14 protein-coding genes and 3 tRNA genes are annotated in these 14153 nt (G+C 72.2%); 6 read left to right on the top strand and 11 right to left on the bottom strand.

What is annotated here, in order from left to right; genetic code table 11:
• Window positions 1–25: 25 nt before the first annotated feature.
• Window positions 26–883, top strand: coding sequence for a 3-hydroxyacyl-CoA dehydrogenase family protein (locus ACLQ2U_RS02125; protein WP_425748774.1), 858 nt, complete (start codon window positions 26–28; stop codon window positions 881–883).
• A complete protein-coding gene (locus ACLQ2U_RS02120; protein WP_425748773.1) occupies window positions 880–1623 on the top strand; it encodes an enoyl-CoA hydratase/isomerase family protein in 744 nt (247 codons plus the stop codon). Before ACLQ2U_RS02125 ends, ACLQ2U_RS02120 begins: the two co-directional genes overlap by 4 nt.
• A gap of 60 nt (window positions 1624–1683) precedes the next feature.
• Here the strand turns inward: ACLQ2U_RS02120 and ACLQ2U_RS02115 are convergent, their stop codons facing one another.
• Window positions 1684–3036: an ABC transporter substrate-binding protein gene (locus ACLQ2U_RS02115; protein ID WP_425748772.1), complete on the bottom strand. Its 1353-nt coding sequence runs from the start codon at window positions 3034–3036 to the stop codon at window positions 1684–1686.
• Between the two features lie 174 nt (window positions 3037–3210).
• Between ACLQ2U_RS02115 and ACLQ2U_RS02110 the strand changes: the two genes are divergently transcribed.
• A complete protein-coding gene (locus ACLQ2U_RS02110; protein WP_425748886.1) occupies window positions 3211–3591 on the top strand; it encodes a hypothetical protein in 381 nt (126 codons plus the stop codon).
• A 264-nt stretch (window positions 3592–3855) separates the two neighbouring features.
• On the top strand, window positions 3856–4563 hold the full coding sequence (locus ACLQ2U_RS02105; protein WP_425748885.1) for a DUF2786 domain-containing protein: 708 nt from the start codon (window positions 3856–3858) through the stop codon (window positions 4561–4563).
• Between the two features lie 4 nt (window positions 4564–4567).
• On the opposite strand, the gene ACLQ2U_RS02100 is transcribed toward ACLQ2U_RS02105, so the two are convergent.
• A complete protein-coding gene (locus ACLQ2U_RS02100) occupies window positions 4568–5080 on the bottom strand; it encodes an SRPBCC family protein (protein WP_425748771.1) in 513 nt (170 codons plus the stop codon).
• Window positions 5081–5263: 183 nt separating this feature from the next.
• On the opposite strand from ACLQ2U_RS02100, the gene ACLQ2U_RS02095 reads away from it, so the two are divergent.
• Both ACLQ2U_RS02095 and ACLQ2U_RS02090 read left to right on the top strand, forming a co-directional pair.
• On the top strand, window positions 5264–6307 hold the full coding sequence (locus ACLQ2U_RS02095) for a hypothetical protein (protein WP_425748770.1): 1044 nt from the start codon (window positions 5264–5266) through the stop codon (window positions 6305–6307).
• 993 nt (window positions 6308–7300) lie between these two features.
• Window positions 7301–7627: a hypothetical protein gene (locus tag ACLQ2U_RS02090; RefSeq protein ID WP_425748769.1), complete on the top strand. Its 327-nt coding sequence runs from the start codon at window positions 7301–7303 to the stop codon at window positions 7625–7627.
• Here the strand turns inward: ACLQ2U_RS02090 and ACLQ2U_RS02085 are convergent.
• The 9 genes from ACLQ2U_RS02085 to crtI all read right to left on the bottom strand — a co-directional run bounded on the left by ACLQ2U_RS02085 (window position 7624) and on the right by crtI (window position 14093).
• Entirely contained in the window at window positions 7624–8868 is a 1245-nt protein-coding gene (locus tag ACLQ2U_RS02085) for a tyrosine-type recombinase/integrase (protein ID WP_425748768.1), read from the bottom strand. The two genes, ACLQ2U_RS02090 and ACLQ2U_RS02085, sit on opposite strands and share 4 nt — an antisense overlap.
• Before the next feature lie 140 nt (window positions 8869–9008).
• The gene (locus ACLQ2U_RS02080) at window positions 9009–9404 is read right to left on the bottom strand and encodes a hypothetical protein (RefSeq protein ID WP_425748767.1); all 396 of its coding nucleotides are present in this window, start codon (window positions 9402–9404) and stop codon (window positions 9009–9011) included.
• 243 nt (window positions 9405–9647) lie between these two features.
• A tRNA-Phe gene (locus ACLQ2U_RS02075) sits at window positions 9648–9721 on the bottom strand.
• A 102-nt stretch (window positions 9722–9823) separates the two neighbouring features.
• A tRNA-Asp gene (locus ACLQ2U_RS02070) sits at window positions 9824–9900 on the bottom strand.
• Window positions 9901–9933: 33 nt separating this feature from the next.
• A tRNA-Glu gene (locus ACLQ2U_RS02065) sits at window positions 9934–10006 on the bottom strand.
• A gap of 155 nt (window positions 10007–10161) precedes the next feature.
• Window positions 10162–10965 (bottom strand): polysaccharide deacetylase family protein, encoded by an 804-nt coding sequence (locus ACLQ2U_RS02060; RefSeq protein WP_425748766.1) that lies wholly within the window; start codon window positions 10963–10965, stop codon window positions 10162–10164.
• An 81-nt stretch (window positions 10966–11046) separates the two neighbouring features.
• Complete coding sequence (locus tag ACLQ2U_RS02055) at window positions 11047–11988, bottom strand: MerR family transcriptional regulator (RefSeq protein WP_425748765.1); 942 nt, start codon at window positions 11986–11988, stop codon at window positions 11047–11049.
• Window positions 11978–12595, bottom strand: a complete 618-nt coding sequence (idi, locus tag ACLQ2U_RS02050) for an isopentenyl-diphosphate Delta-isomerase (RefSeq protein WP_425748764.1) — start codon at window positions 12593–12595, stop codon at window positions 11978–11980. The genes ACLQ2U_RS02055 and idi overlap by 11 nt, the downstream gene beginning before the upstream one ends.
• Window positions 12596–12611: 16 nt before the next feature.
• The gene (crtI, locus tag ACLQ2U_RS02045; RefSeq protein WP_425748763.1) at window positions 12612–14093 is read right to left on the bottom strand and encodes a phytoene desaturase family protein; all 1482 of its coding nucleotides are present in this window, start codon (window positions 14091–14093) and stop codon (window positions 12612–12614) included.
• Between the last annotated feature and the right edge of the window lie 60 nt (window positions 14094–14153).

Genomic DNA, 14153 nt, shown 5'->3' with positions numbered 1-14153 from the left:
TCGCCGCGCGCAGCGAGGGAGCGTCATGAGTGGTCGTTTTGTCGTCGTCGGAGCCGGCACGATGGGTCTCGGCATCGCGTACGTGGCCGCCGGTGCCGGGCATTCCGTCGAACTGGTCGAGGTGGACCCCGGCCGGGCGGAGGCTGCGGCCACCCGCCTCGGCGAGCTGTGGGACCGGGCGGTGCAGCGCGGGAAACTCGGCGCCGACCAGGCCGCCGCGAACCGGGCCCGGTTGGCCCTGCGCGGCGCGCTGGACGAGGTCGCGCCGGAGCCGGACGTGGTCGTCGAGGCGGTGCCCGAGCGGCTCGACCTGAAGCGGACGGTGCTGCGCGCGGCCGAGGAGCTGCGGCCGGCGCTGCTGGGCAGCAACACCTCCAGCATCCCGATCGCCGAGCTGGCCGAGGGGCTGGACCGACCGGAGCGTTTCCTCGGGCTGCACTTCTTCAACCCGGTCTGGGCGATGGCCCTGCTCGAGATCGTGGTCGGACCGGCCACCGCGGCGGAGACCACCACCGCGGCCGTCGCGCTCGCCGGCCGGCTGGGCAAGGACCCCGTCGTCGTACGCGACATGCCCGGCTTCGCCACCTCCCGGCTCGGGGTCACCCTCGGCCTGGAGGCGATCCGGATGGTCGCCGACGGGGTGGCCAGCCCCGCCGACATCGACAAGGCCATGGTGCTCGGCTACCGGCACCCGGTCGGCCCGCTGGAACTCACCGACCTGGTCGGGCTGGACGTCCGGCTCGACATCGCCCGCACCCTGCGGGCCGCGTACGGGGACCGGTTCGCGCCGCCGCCGCTGCTGGAGGAGATGGTCGCCGCCGGGAAGCTGGGCAAGAAGTCCGGCCAGGGCTTCTACACCTGGGTGGGGGGTGTCAGGCAGTGACCGGGCTGCGGATCGAGGAGCTGTCCGACCGGCTGGTGGTGACGCTGGACCGGCCGGAGAAGCGCAACGCCATCGACGCCGACCTGATCGGCGAGCTGCACTCCGTCTGCGCCGAACTGGAGGCGCGCCCCCGGCTGCTGCTGCTCACCGGCGGGGCCGAGGGGATCTTCGCCGGCGGCGCCGACATCGGCCAGCTCCGCGAGCGGGGCCGGCTGGACGCGCTCGCCGCGATCAACCAGGCGGCCTTCGCCCGGATCCGGGCGCTGCCCATGCCGACCGTGGCGGCCGTGGACGGCCCGGCGCTGGGCGGCGGTGCCGAGCTGGCGTACGCCTGCGACCTGCGGGTCTGCACGGCCCGGGCGGTCTTCGGCCAGCCCGAGGTGCGGCTGGGCATCCTGGCCGGCGCCGGCGCGACCTACCGGCTGCCGGCGCTGATCGGCGAGGCCCGGGCCAAGGAGCTGCTCTTCACCGGCCGACGGGTGGACGCCGAGGAGGCGCTGCGGATCGGCCTGGTCAACCGGGTGGTGGCCGAGCCGGCTGAGCTGCTGCCGACCGCGCACGGCCTGCTCGACGAGATGGCCAAGGGCTCCGCGCTGGCGCTGCGGCTGACCAAGCTGGCCGTGGACGCGCCGGCGACCGCCCACCCGCATCTCGACCTGGTCAGCCAGGCGGTGCTCTTCGAAGACGAGGAGAAGCGGCGGCGGATGACCGACTTCCTGGAGCGCCGCCGGCCGCGCTGAACCGACCCTGGAACCGACGAGGGCCGCACCGGAACTCCGGTGCGGCCCTCGTCGTCGGTGTCAGTGCCGGATCGGTACGCCCGAGTCGGCCAGCGCCTTGATCAGCCCGGCGGACTCGGAGAAGCCGATGATCAGGACGGCCTCCGGGCCGTACCCCTTGATCTCCCCGGCCAGGTTGGAGAAGTCCACCGGCGGGGCCTTGGCGTCCGCCGGGGGCTCGTAGGTCAGCAGCTTCACCCGGTCGCCGCCGATGCCGGCCCGCTCCAGCTCGGCGCGGACCGTCTCCTGCAGACCCTCACCGTAGGAGTCCTTCCGGGCCACCACGACGATCTTGTGCGGGCCGTCCCGCAGTATCACGTCGGCCAGGGCCCGGCCCTGCAGGCTGTCCGGCGGGGCGGTACGGAAGTAGAGCCCCTTGTCGTCCGCCGTGGACAGCCCCGAGTCGGTGTTGGACGGCGAGAAGAGGATCCGGCGGGCCGCCACCACGTCCGGCAGCACCGCGCTGGAGATGCCCGAGGCGGCGGCCCCGATGATGACCTGCACCTTCTTGCTGATGTGCGAGGCCACGGTGGCCTTGGCGACCGCCGGGTTGGTGCCGTCGTCACCGTCGATCCACACCACTGGCTCGCCGAGCACGCCGCCCGCGGCGTTGATCTCCATGACCGCCAGCGCCGCGCCGGCGGCCAGCGGCGGGTTGGCCAGGGCCAGGTCACCGGTCTTCGGCAGCAGGCCGCCGAGGATCAGCGGGGAGCCGTCGCTGCGGTCGGTCGCGCTGCCGCGTTGCTTCTTCGGCTTCGGCGGGGCCTTGGTGCTCGCCCCCGTCTCGTCCCCGGCGCCGACGAACTCGGTCTTCGCGTCGTTGATCTTCTGGGCGTCGAAGTGCAGCGTCGCGTAGCTGGCGGTGGCCGGCTCGCCCGCCTCGGTGAACCCGGCCCGGGTCAGCGACGGGCCGCGGTACTCCACGTCCTGCCCGTCCCGGGCCAGCGCCAGGCAGCTCGCCGCGTCCGTGCAGCTCTGCCCGTTGGTGGTCACCCCGACGATCTGCTTCGCGATGTCCGACGGGTTGGTGCTGCCGGCCAGCTGCGCCGCCAGCGCGCTGATCATCACCGCGTCGTACGACTCGGCAGCGTAGAGGTAGTCGGTCAGCTTCGGGTCAACGGAGCGCAACCGTTCCTTGAAGTCTTCCGTCAACGGCGTCAGCGGTGTGGTGCCCTTCATGCCGTCGACCAGGTCGGCGCGATCCTTCAGCTCGGCGGCGAAGGAGTTCAGCATGTTGCCGTCGGTGCCGTATAGGCGAACCTGCGGCGTGGCCGCCTCTTCAGGCTTGTCGGTCGTCCCGCATGCGCTGGTGACGAGCAGGAACGCCGCACTGGCCGCCAGGATGGCTGCGCGCGGGCCGCGTGTTACGAGCATTGTCTTCCTTCCTCCGGGGAGGTCCGCTGGGCACGATAGCGTGCCGGTCCAGTTCGTGGGAGCGTGGAGGTGGTCGGCGTCGGCGGCCCGACAGCTGCCCTTACGCTGCGTCACCGACGCGCTGTGCCGGGTCACCGCTTGACCGGCGGTCCTACTGTTCCGCGGGTGACCGACATGCCGGACCAGACGCTCGACGACGCGGCCGCCGTGCTCCGTTCCGCGCTGGCCGGCGACGGTGACGCGGTGGTCGGCACCTTCGACTCCGTGGTGGACCGGTCCGGCCTCGCCGGGGCGTACGGGGTCGCCTGGTGCCTCGCCGCCACCATGGTCGGTGACCCGCCCCCGCCGGGGGCCTGCGCGCTGGACTTCCCCGGCATCGACGAGGCCGGGTACGACACCCGCTGGGTGGCCCGCTTCGTCAGCGCGTACGCCAACCACGACGCGGGCACCGGCGAGGCGCTCTTCGGCGCGGCGGTCGCCGACGGGCAGCTGCCGGACTGCCTGCTCACCCTGGCCGGCTCGACCGTGGCCACCCTGCGCAGTCGGGCCGGGTGACGGCGCGGCGCCGACCGGGGGGTTCGGGCGCCGCGCCACCGCCGCTCAGAACGCGTGGTACGCGATCAGCGGCTCGTACTCGTAGCGCAGGTTGGAGAAGCGGACGGTGCGCCGTCAGGCGGGCGACCGGAGATGCCATGTGATGCCTCCAGGGATGGGGGTGAACCCTGCGTTGCGGGCAGGGAGCGGAGCGTGGTGATGGTACCCGTCGATGTCCGGGTCGTGCTGGGCGAGCCGGTGAAGGTCTGTGGTAGCTCTGGTGCCATGTCCGAGGCGATGCTCAGCAAGGTCCGCAAGCTGCTGGCCAAGGCCGAGAACCCGGCCTGCACGCCCGCCGAGTCCGCGGCCTTCACCGCCAAGGCCACCGAGCTGATCGCCCGCTACGGCGTCGATCGGGCACTGCTGGCCGCCCGCGACCCGGCCAGCGACCCGGTCGGCGACCGGCTGGTCGACGTGGTCGCCCCGTACGCCCGGGACAAGGCCGCGCTGCTCGCCGCGGTCGCCGACCCGCTGCGCTGCCGCTGCGTACGCCGCCAGCAGGGCGGTGGATTCGCGATGCACCTCTTCGGCTTCGCCAGCGACCTGGAACGGGTCGACCTGCTCTTCACCTCACTGCTCGTGCAGGCCGCGCACGGGCTGGCCGGGACGGTCGTACCGGCCGGTGAGCATCCGGCCGCCTTCCGCCGTTCCTGGCTGGCCGGGTTCGCCGGGGTGGTCGGAGAGCGGCTGCGGGCGGCCGAGGCGGGCGCGGTGGCCGACCGTGGCGCGCCCTCGGTCGCGCTGGTGCTCGCCGACCGCTCGGACCGGGTGGCCCGCCGGGTGACCGAGGTCTACCCGCGGCTGCGTACCGCGCCGCCCCGCCGGTTGGCCGGCACGGGCTTCGGCTCGGGGGCCGCGGCGGGCCGGCGGGCGGACCTGGGTGGCGCCGGACCGGTCGACGGACCCGGTGCGGCACCCGGGATCGCGCGGTGAGCGGTCAGCTCCGCCGGCCGACCGTGGTGAGGTAGCGGCTGAGCAGCTCGTGCCAGCCCGCGGTGAGTGCCGTCCGGTAGCCCTCGGCGGCCTCGCCGTGCCGGTCGAAGTGCCGGTGCTCCACCTCGACCCGGGTCTGCCCCGAACCGTCCGGCAGGAACAGCACCTCCACCTCGCTGGCCCGCGCCGGATCCGGCACGGGAACCCGGTCCGGGCCGATCTGCCAGGTGAAGACGAGCCGGCGGGGCGGATCCCAGGTGAGCACCCGGCCCCAGTCGCCGCGGAAGCCGTACGGGCCGATCTCGTAGAGCATCCCGCCGGCCCTCGGCTCCACCCCCAGCTTGGCCAGGGCGGCCGGGCCGGACCAGGTGTATTCCCGCACCCACCAGTCGGTCAGCGCGCCGGTGAACACCGCGAACGCCTGCTCGGCGGTGGCTGGGGCGAGGAGCGCGCTGCGGAGCGAGTACCGCTCGACGTCCTGACGGACGATCTCCGGATCCGCCATCTCCTGTCCCATAGGCCCGGACCATACCGGCTCATGCCTCGCTGTGCAGCTTCGCGTCGTGGCTCATTCCGGACCGTGGAACCGGCTTCCGTAACGGGGCCACGGCGTGCCTCGCGGGCCGCGGATGGCCCTGTCTAAACCGGGTAACCGCGCCTGACGTGGACCGGCGGCCGGGCCTCAGGTTGGAGCGGGAGCATGAGCGAGAGCGGGGCGACCCCACGGGAACCGGAGCGGACCGGTGCCGGGCGGGACGTCGAGCCGGACATCGTGCTGGACATCCCGAACGTGTCGGTCGACTCGATCCGGTTGGCGGTGGACGAGCTCGACGCCGACGTGTCGCTGCGGGTCCGGCTTGCCAACCTCCTCCAGCTCGACGCCGGGGTACGGGTGCACCTGGCGGGCGTGGAGCTGGACATCGAGGGGGTGCAGGCCGAGGCGCTGCTGAAGGTACGGCTGGACCGGCTGGTGGAGATCCTGGACCGGGCGCTGAACACCATCGACCGCAACCCGGAGATCATCCAGGCGCTGGCCCGTACCGCGGGCGTCTCGCTGAGCGACGTCAACCTGATGGCTGACCGGCTCACCGGCGCGACGGCCCCGGTGGTCGACGAGGTCGGCCGGGAGGTCCGGCAGCCGGTGGCCTCGATCGGCGCGGTGGCGGACCAGGTCGTGGGTCAGGCCTCCACCGCCGTACCCGGCGACCTGCGACCCGAGAGTCCCCGGACGCCCGCCGCGCCCGCCCGCCCGCAGGGCGTTGCCGCGCCCGGGGCGACCCGGCCCGAACGTCCGGTCGGCCCCCGGCCGGAGTCCCCGGCCGGCCCGTCGCCGGCGGGATCACCGCCGGAGCCACCGCTGGGTCGGTCCCCGGCCGCCGCGCCCGGCGGTAGCACCGCCGGCGAGGCCGGCACCGCCACCGAGGGCCGCGCCGGCGGTGCGGCTGCCACCGCCGGGGACCGGGAGGCCTCGGCTCCCCGTGCACCGGACGGGGAACCGCCCGGCGGCCGGGAGCAGGGCGGCCGGTCCGGTGCCGGGACGGCCCGCGAGGAAGGCGGACGCCCACCGGGCGGCGGAGAGCCGGGCGAGAGCGGCGAGGGTCGGGGCCAGAGCGCCGCGGCGCAGGCGTCCCAGCTCGCCGAGCAGGCGGGGGAGACGCTGCGACAGGCCGGTCGCAGCGTCTGGGAGGCGATCCAGGGCGGGATGGCCCAGCGCCGCCAGGGCCAGCAGCGCCCCGACCGCTGACGGCCCGACCAGGCCGGCCAATGGGGCATGTCGGCGACGTGGCGGCATCCGGGTGGGCCGGACACCGGCCGGCATCGGCCGGGCCGGCCGGCCACGTTCACGGACGACCAGGACCCCGAAGACCTTCAGGGCTCCGCCCCGAACCCCGACCCTCCTCAGAGATGCCGCCGCGGATCCCCGCGCCGGGCACCACAAGGGATACCAGCCTCCCCCGAGGGGGCCAAGGTCGTTCGGCTGGTAAGGCGCTCCACCTTGTCGCCCTCGGGGCAACGAGCTCAGCCAGAACGGATGCGTCGCCGCCACTTGGCCACTCACATCAACTAAGGGGACCGACGGCCCACCCATTACCAGTCCAACCCTCAGAAACCCATGGTGGAGCATAACCAAAGATTAGAGCCAGTAGACTAATAACATTAGCCAGGATCAGGCCGACGATGACGCCTTGCCCCGCTGGTCGCGTTTTCGCACTGCCGAGGAGCACCCACGCAAACATCCCCGCGAGAGGTAGCAAAAGACACCCAGCGGCCGCATAGTAAAAAGTCCATTCATTGGGTGAATCCCTCCCACCCCAAGCGAAATGTGCACCAGCAATTCCGCAAATGATCTGGAGGCATACCATCAGGAGGGCACTCACGGACCACACAGTTACTCGGGATCTCGCAACCAAGGCTGTTCCTGGAAGTTTAGGGCGATAATTCCTCTAGACAACATTCGCTGGGACGCCCACTTCAGGGCTCAGTCCTGGTCGGTCGTGATCTTCGTCCTTCCAAACTGACGATGCCCTCCGGCGTAGGCGAAAAGCAGAGCGCCGACCGGCGTTTCCGCTGGTCGGCGCTGCAATAGCCCGGCGAAGGCTATGTGGCCAGGGGCGGGGTCGAACCGCCGACCTTCCGATTTTCAGGCACCCACATTTCCGCAGGTCAGAGTGCTGCCCGAGGCCGCCGTGCAACCGTCGTGCGACTGCGACCTTGACACCCCTTCGATGATGGGCGCATGAGCCTGGATGACGGGGACCCGGTCATGATCGCTTTGAGCCTTGTGGCCGTGGTCCTCGGCCTCGCCTCGGTTGTACTAGGCGTGCGTGTGGCCACGTCACGACGGTTTCCCGCAGCCTGGATTCGGTTGGCACGCCTGACGCCGAGCCAGCGTTCCCAGCCCGTGGGCATGGGCAGCGCCCAGGTCATGATCGGTGCGGGCATCGTTGTCCAACAGGCACCCTTTCTCATCCCCATGCCCTATCCGGTTGGAGTCGCCCTGTTCGCGGTGTCACTGCTGTTTCTGGTGACTGCGGCGGGATCGTTTGCGTTGCTCCGCCGCTAGCCGCGCATGGTGATGTGCCGGGGCAGTCGCGCGACATCACCGTGCGCGGCGAGCTCCGACAGGGCTTTGGCGATCTCACGGTCGCGCCCGTCGACGGCGTGCAGGTACCGGCGAGCCGCCGCCATGGACGAGTGCCCGAGTCGCTTCATCAGGTCGGCCAGGGTCGCCCCTGTCTGCGCGGCCAGGGTCTGACCGGTGTGCCGCAGGTCGTGGAAGGTCAGATCATCAAGACCAACCTTCTTCCGCGCCCGGACGAACGCCTGATACAAGGTGTTGCCGCGCAGCGGCGTCCCATCGCGGCTCACGAACAGCCGATCCGCGCCAGCGTACTGCTCTAAGTGCAGCCGGACCAGCGGCACGACGTGCGGCGGAATGACGATCGTGCGCTTCCCCGCCTCCCACTTGGGATCTTTGTCGAACGCCTGATCAGGTGCGTGCAGCGGTTCGACGCGTGCCTTCCGAACCGTGATCGTGTGCTCGGTCAGGTCCACGTCTGAGACGCGAAGGCCAGCGATTTCGCCACGTCGCAGGCCGCACCACGCGGCGATGAGAACAGCGGTGCGGTAACGCGGGTTGATGGCGTCGACCAGGGCGACGACCTGGGCCGGTGTGGCGACCGGCCGCTCAGCGACGCGCACCGTACCGGCACCCGGGATCTGGCACGGGTTGCGGGCGATGATGCCCTCACGCATAGCGGTGTTCATGACCATGCGCATGAAGCGGTACGACTGAGAGATGGAGGTGCGTCCGCCCTTGCCCCGCAAGGCGGCAGCGTGCCACTCCCGGACCCGACTCGCCGTGAGCTCACGAAGAGGCACGTCGACCAGGGGCGCCAGGTGTAGCCGCAGGTTCCGATCGCACGTCTCCCGCCAGCGGACGCCGATCTTCGGACTGTCCCGCAGAATGGCCCGCGCGTAGTTGCCGAACGTTTCCGACGCAGCGCGGTCATCCAGCCAGGTGCCGCGCGAGATGTCCGCCTCCACCAGCGTCAACCAGCGGTTGGCGTCAGTCTTCGTCTTGAAGGTGTGCGGCGCGGTCTGCCGAGCACCGCCGCCGGGCGGCATCAAGGCGGCCCGCAAGCGGGCCGCGCCGGTCCGGCCCCGGCCTGCTGGCGACCTCCGGCCGGCATCGGCCGGGCCGGCCGGCCACGCTGAGGGAGGACAGATCACAAAGACCTCGGGGCTCTGCCCCGAACCCCGACCCTCCTCAGAGGTGCCGCCGCGGATCACCTCGCCGGGCACCACAAGGGCTACCAGCCTCCCCGAACGGGGCCAAGGTCGTTCGGACGTAGGGCGCTCCACCTTGTCCCCGTCCGGGGAGGCTGGACGGTCTACGACTGCCCGACGAGGAGATCCGCTTTCAACCAGTTGGCCGACTCCACCTACTTTGCTTCCCCAGGCAGGTACCACAACCCGGCGTGCTGTGGGTCGCGAAGCCAGCGGACGCTGGATGCCTCATCGGGGCGAGGCGTCCAATCGCGGTAGGGCAAGAAGGCCAGCCGCCAGGCGATCACCGCGAAGATGAAGAGGCCCGGGCCAACCAACCACAACAGTGCATCACGGCGGCGGTAGGAAGCACGCGGCGCAAGCCAGGCCGTCGCCGCTACCGGAACTGCTATCCAGCCGATATCGGCCAGCGGGCCGCTTCCCATCGTGGCCTCGATCAGCTCACGGATGATGAAAGACGGCAGTATCACCCCGAGCACCAGCAGCGCCGCGATCAACCTGCGCGGCACGCGGCCCAGTGGCGGGCGGGAGCTGGGTGGATCAACGGCCATGACCCGGAGGATACGGTCCAGTAGCAATCACGATGCTGCGGGACGACAGTGGTCTCCACCGCCTGAACGTCGGCCAGGACGTGCCGGCGGGTCCGTGCAATCCCCGTGCGACAAGGGGCGGCCAGCAGCGGGATTCCGGGGTCAACGAGGGTCAGACCGGACAGACGGGCTCCCGGGGCGCAAAGCAAAACGCCGACCGGCGTTTCCGCTGGTCGGCGCTGCAATAGCCCGGCGAAGGCTATGTGGCCAGGGGCGGGGTCGAACCGCCGACCTTCCGATTTTCAGTCGGACGCTCGTACCAACTGAGCTACCTGGCCGTGGTGCTTCGGGCCATGCTACCCGGAGATCGGGGTCGCCGCCGACGGGTCGCATGCTCCGATACGCAGAACGCCGCGCAATGGTTCACGCGGCGTCGGCGCTGGCGGTCCTGACGGGACTTGAACCCGCGACCTCCGCCTTGACAGGGCGGCGAGCACTCCAACTGCTCCACAGGACCTGGCTGATGGTGCATCCGACCGGAGTCGGACCGTGCCCCCAACGGGATTCGAACCCGTGCTACCGCCTTGAAAGGGCGGCGTCCTGGGCCGCTAGACGATGAGGGCGGCCCCGCCATCATTGCACACTCGCAACTTCAAGCGGACTTGCTCCCATCCGGCCCCGCCGGAGGCAGGAGAAGCATATGCCATGCCCCGGCGGTCGGCCAAACCGGTATGGCCGAGGGCACACAAGCCCGGATAACCACAGCTCAGAGGGGCTGTCAGCGGAGCCGGACGATGCCGAAGCGGCGCTTCAGGTTGGAGATCAGGTGCGGGCAGGCGGCCAGCGTGCCGCCCCGGTCGCCCCCGCCGTCGTGCATCAGGATCACCGCGCCGGGGCGCGCGGCCGCCTCGACCCGGTGGACGATCGTCGGCATGGTCGGCTTCGCCCAGTCCTGCGGGTCGACGCTCCAGTGCAGCGGCCGCATGCCGAGCTGCCTGGCCACCACCACCTCCTCCGGGGTCCACCGACCGCCCGGCTGCCGGAAGAACGGCACCTTGGCACCGGGGACGGCCGCGCGGATGGCCTGGTTGGTCCGGACCATGTCGGCCCGGATCTCGGCCACCGGCCGGCGACCGAGATCCATGTCGTGCCGCCAGCTGTGGTTGCAGAGCTGGTGACCCTCGCGGACCATCCGGGCCACCAGCGCCGGGTACTTGCGTACCTGGATGCCGACCACACAGAACGTCGCGGAGACCCGGGCCGCCCGCAGCTGGTCGAGGACCTTCGGCGTCCAGGTCGGGTCCGGCCCGTCGTCGAAGGTCAACGCGACCCCGCGTACGCCGGTGGTGCGGCTCAGCCCGGCGGGCAGCGTGGTGGGCTTCGGTCGCAGCGGCGGCCTGCGTGGGGTGGTCCGGGTCGGGCGGGGCGCCGGCGTCGGGGTCAGCGCCGGCGCGAGGGACGCGCTCGGCGTGGCCGTCGCCGTGGGTCTGTCCGCCCGGGGTGTCGTCCGTGCCTGCTCGCCGCAGCCGGCGACCAGGAGGACCAGACCGAGGGCGACCGCCAGGACGTGGCGTGGACGCATCGTCACTCCGAGAGGGGGGGATCGGGTACTACGCGGACGGCCCCGACGGTAGTGGACGACCACCCGATCCGTCAGGGCCGGTCAGTCCGCAGTCGACTGATCCAGCGAGTCCCGTACGGCCACCGCGAGCGAGACCGCCTCGGCCAGGTCCACCGGCCGGACCACCCCGGCGGGCAGGCTCTCGGCCCGCCAGCCGGGCCCGGCGGCCAGCACCAGCAGCGGCCGGCGGGGCACCGCGAGCAGGGCGCTGAGCTGGCCCGGGTCGGCGGTGGCCCGGGTGTGCGACCAGATCACCACCGCGTCCGGCCCGGTCCGGTTCACCGCCTCGATCAGCGCCGCCACCGGCACCCGGGCGCCGAGGATCCGGTAGGCCACCCCCGCCACGGCGAGCGCGGCGGCCAGTGCCTCCAGCGGCAGGGTGTGCTGTTCCTCATCCGCGCAGGAGAGCAGGATCCGGGCCGGCCCGGTGACGTGGCCGGCGCGGGCCACGGCGGCGAACGCCTCGGAGACGCACCGCGACATCAGGTGTTCGACCTCGATCAGCCCAGCGGTGGCGGCGTGCCGCTCGCCGATGCCGGACAGCACCGGGCGCAGCAACCCCTCCCAGGTGGCGGCCACGCCGTCGGTGGCCAGGGCGTGCGAGATCGTCTCGCTGATCGCCATGGAGTCCAGCCGCATGGCCGCCCGGGCCAGGCCGCGGGCCGCCGGGCCGGCGCGGCCGACCGGGATGCTCTGCCCGCCGCCGTCCCGGCCGGCCACGGCCCGGAGCCGCAGCTCGACGCCGGGGCTGACGGTCGGGCTCTGCTTCGCCCAGCGGGCCGCCTCGGCCGGGCTGACCCCCTCCGCGGTGAGCTTGCGCATGATCTCCAGGCGCGCCAGGTCGGCCGGCGTGTAACGCCGGTGGTGACCCGGTGTGTGCTGGCTGGGACCGAGGCCGTAGCGCTGGTGCCAGGTACGCAGCGTGGTGACCGCCACGCCCAGTCGGCGTGCGACGGCCCCCGCGCTCAGCGCCTCATCGGCCACCCGGCCGCTCCGACGCGTCGTCCGCCGGGAAACCGGACGGGATCGGGGCGCCGGCGGGATCGCCGGTCGTCCATGCGGGGCGCAGCAGTCGGCTGACCACTCCGCCCAGCCAGGGTGCGTACGCGCGCGGCTCGGCGTCGATCTCCGCCATCAGCCGGACCGGGTCGACCCAGCGCAGCTCGGACACCTCGTCGGGGTCCGGCGCCATGCCGAGGTCGGTCGGCACGTCGGCCCGCAGCACGTGGTCGTACTCGAACTCGACCCGGCCGGTGGCCGGGTCCTCCGCGTAGTAGGGGTAGACGCCGACCTCGGTCAGCTCCACCGGGCCGGTGCCCAGCTCCTCGGTCAGCCGCTGGTTGGCGGCCTCGACCAGGGACTCGCCGGGCCGGGGGTGGCCGCAGCAGGAGTTGGCCCAGCGCTGCGGGAAGCGGGTCTTCACCGCGGCCCGCCGCTGGAGCAGCACCTGCCCGGCCGGGTCGACCAGCAGCACCGAGAAGGCGCGGTGCAGCCGCCCCGGCGCCTGGTGCGCCGCGGCCACGGTGGCCTCGCCGAGCACGTGCCCGGTGTCGTCGACCAGCTCGACCAGGTGTCCTTCCCGGGACGTCATCGCCGGATCCGCCCGTTCATCGGCCGGCGCCCGTGATGCGGTTGGCGGCGAGCTTGCCGGAGATCAGCACCATCGGCACACCCACGCCGGGCTGGGTGCCGGAGCCGGTGAAGACCACGTTGGACAGCGTCCGGTGCAGGTTCGACGGGCGGAACGGGCCGGTCTGGAAGAGGCTGTGTGCGGCGGCGAACGGCGTACCCGCGGCCATGCCCTGCTCCTCCCATTCGGCGGGGGTGATCGTACGCAGCACCTCGACGCCGTCACCGAAGCCGACGTACCCGCGCTCCTCCAGCGTGCCGATCAGCTGATCGGCGTAGCGGCGGCTGAGGTCGCCGCGCCAGTCGAACGGGGCGCGCTCGAGGTTGGGCACCGGCGCGAGCACGTAGTAGGTGTGCCGGCCGGCCGGGGCGACCGACGGGTCGGTCCGGCTCGGGTTGGTGACCAGCAACGACGGGTCGGTCATCAGCTCGCCGCGGCGGATCACCTCGTCGAAGGTGCCCTTCCACTTCCGACCGAAGTGGATGTTGTGGTGGGCGATCTTCTCATATCCCTGCGTCGATCCGACGTGCAGCACCACGCAGGACGGCGAGTAGGTCAGCTTCCGCTGCCGGCCCTCGGGCAGCAGGTCGCGGTAGGCGACCGGCAGGTCCGGGTTGAGCACCACCACGTCGGCCGGGATCAGCTCGCCGTCGTCGGTCACCACGCCGGTGGCCCGCCCGTTGGCGGTCTCCACCCGGGTCACCGTGGTGCCGTACCGGATCTGGACGCCGTGCTTCTCGGCGGCGCCGGCCATGCCGCGGGAGACCGCGTGGATGCCGCCGCGCGGGAAGTAGACCCCGGCCACCGAGTCGAGGTACGCGATGACGCTGTAGATGGCCAGCGCGTCGTGCGGCGCGAGCCCGGCGTACATCGCCTGGAAGGAGAAGACGCGCTGGGTGCGCGGGTCCTGGAAGAACTGGTTGATCTTCGTCTGGAGCCGCCGGAACGCGCCGTTGGCCAGCAGCTTCACCAGGTTGGCGGTGAGCAGGTCGGTCGGGGCGTCCAGGTTGCGGTCGATGAAGTCGGCCCGCTCCCAGTTCCACAGGTTGCGCGCGTAGTCGACGAAGCGCAGGTAGCCGTCGGCCTCCCGGGGCCCGCAGACCCGGGAGATCTCGGCCGCCATCCGGGTGGTGTCGGTGATGACGTCCAGCGTCGAGCCGTCCGGGTAGTAGGCCCGGTAGGCGGGGTCGACCGGGGTCAGGTCGAGCCAGTCGTCGAGCTCCTCGCCGACCGCGCCGAGCGCCTCGGCGATCAGGTCGGGCATGGTGAGCACGGTGGGCCCGGTGTCGAACTCGTAGCCGTCGACGCCGAGCCGGCCGGCCCGGCCGCCCGGCACCGGCTCGCGTTCCACCACGGTCACCTGCCGGCCGCTGCCGGCCAGGTGCAGCGCGCACGCCAGCCCGCCCAGGCCCGCGCCCACGACCACGACCCGGTCCGTACGTCCGTTCACGGTCCGCACGCGACCACCTCCTTCGCGAAGTCGCTCATCATGCCCGCCGGTTCGTGGCGGTGGTGGCGA

Origin of the sequence: Micromonospora sp. DT47, from assembly GCF_049844475.1 — a bacterium.
In the GTDB taxonomy this organism is placed as follows: domain Bacteria; phylum Actinomycetota; class Actinomycetes; order Mycobacteriales; family Micromonosporaceae; genus Micromonospora.
The sequence above is the reverse complement of the archived record's forward strand: the minus strand, read 5'-3'. Positions and strand labels throughout refer to the sequence as shown.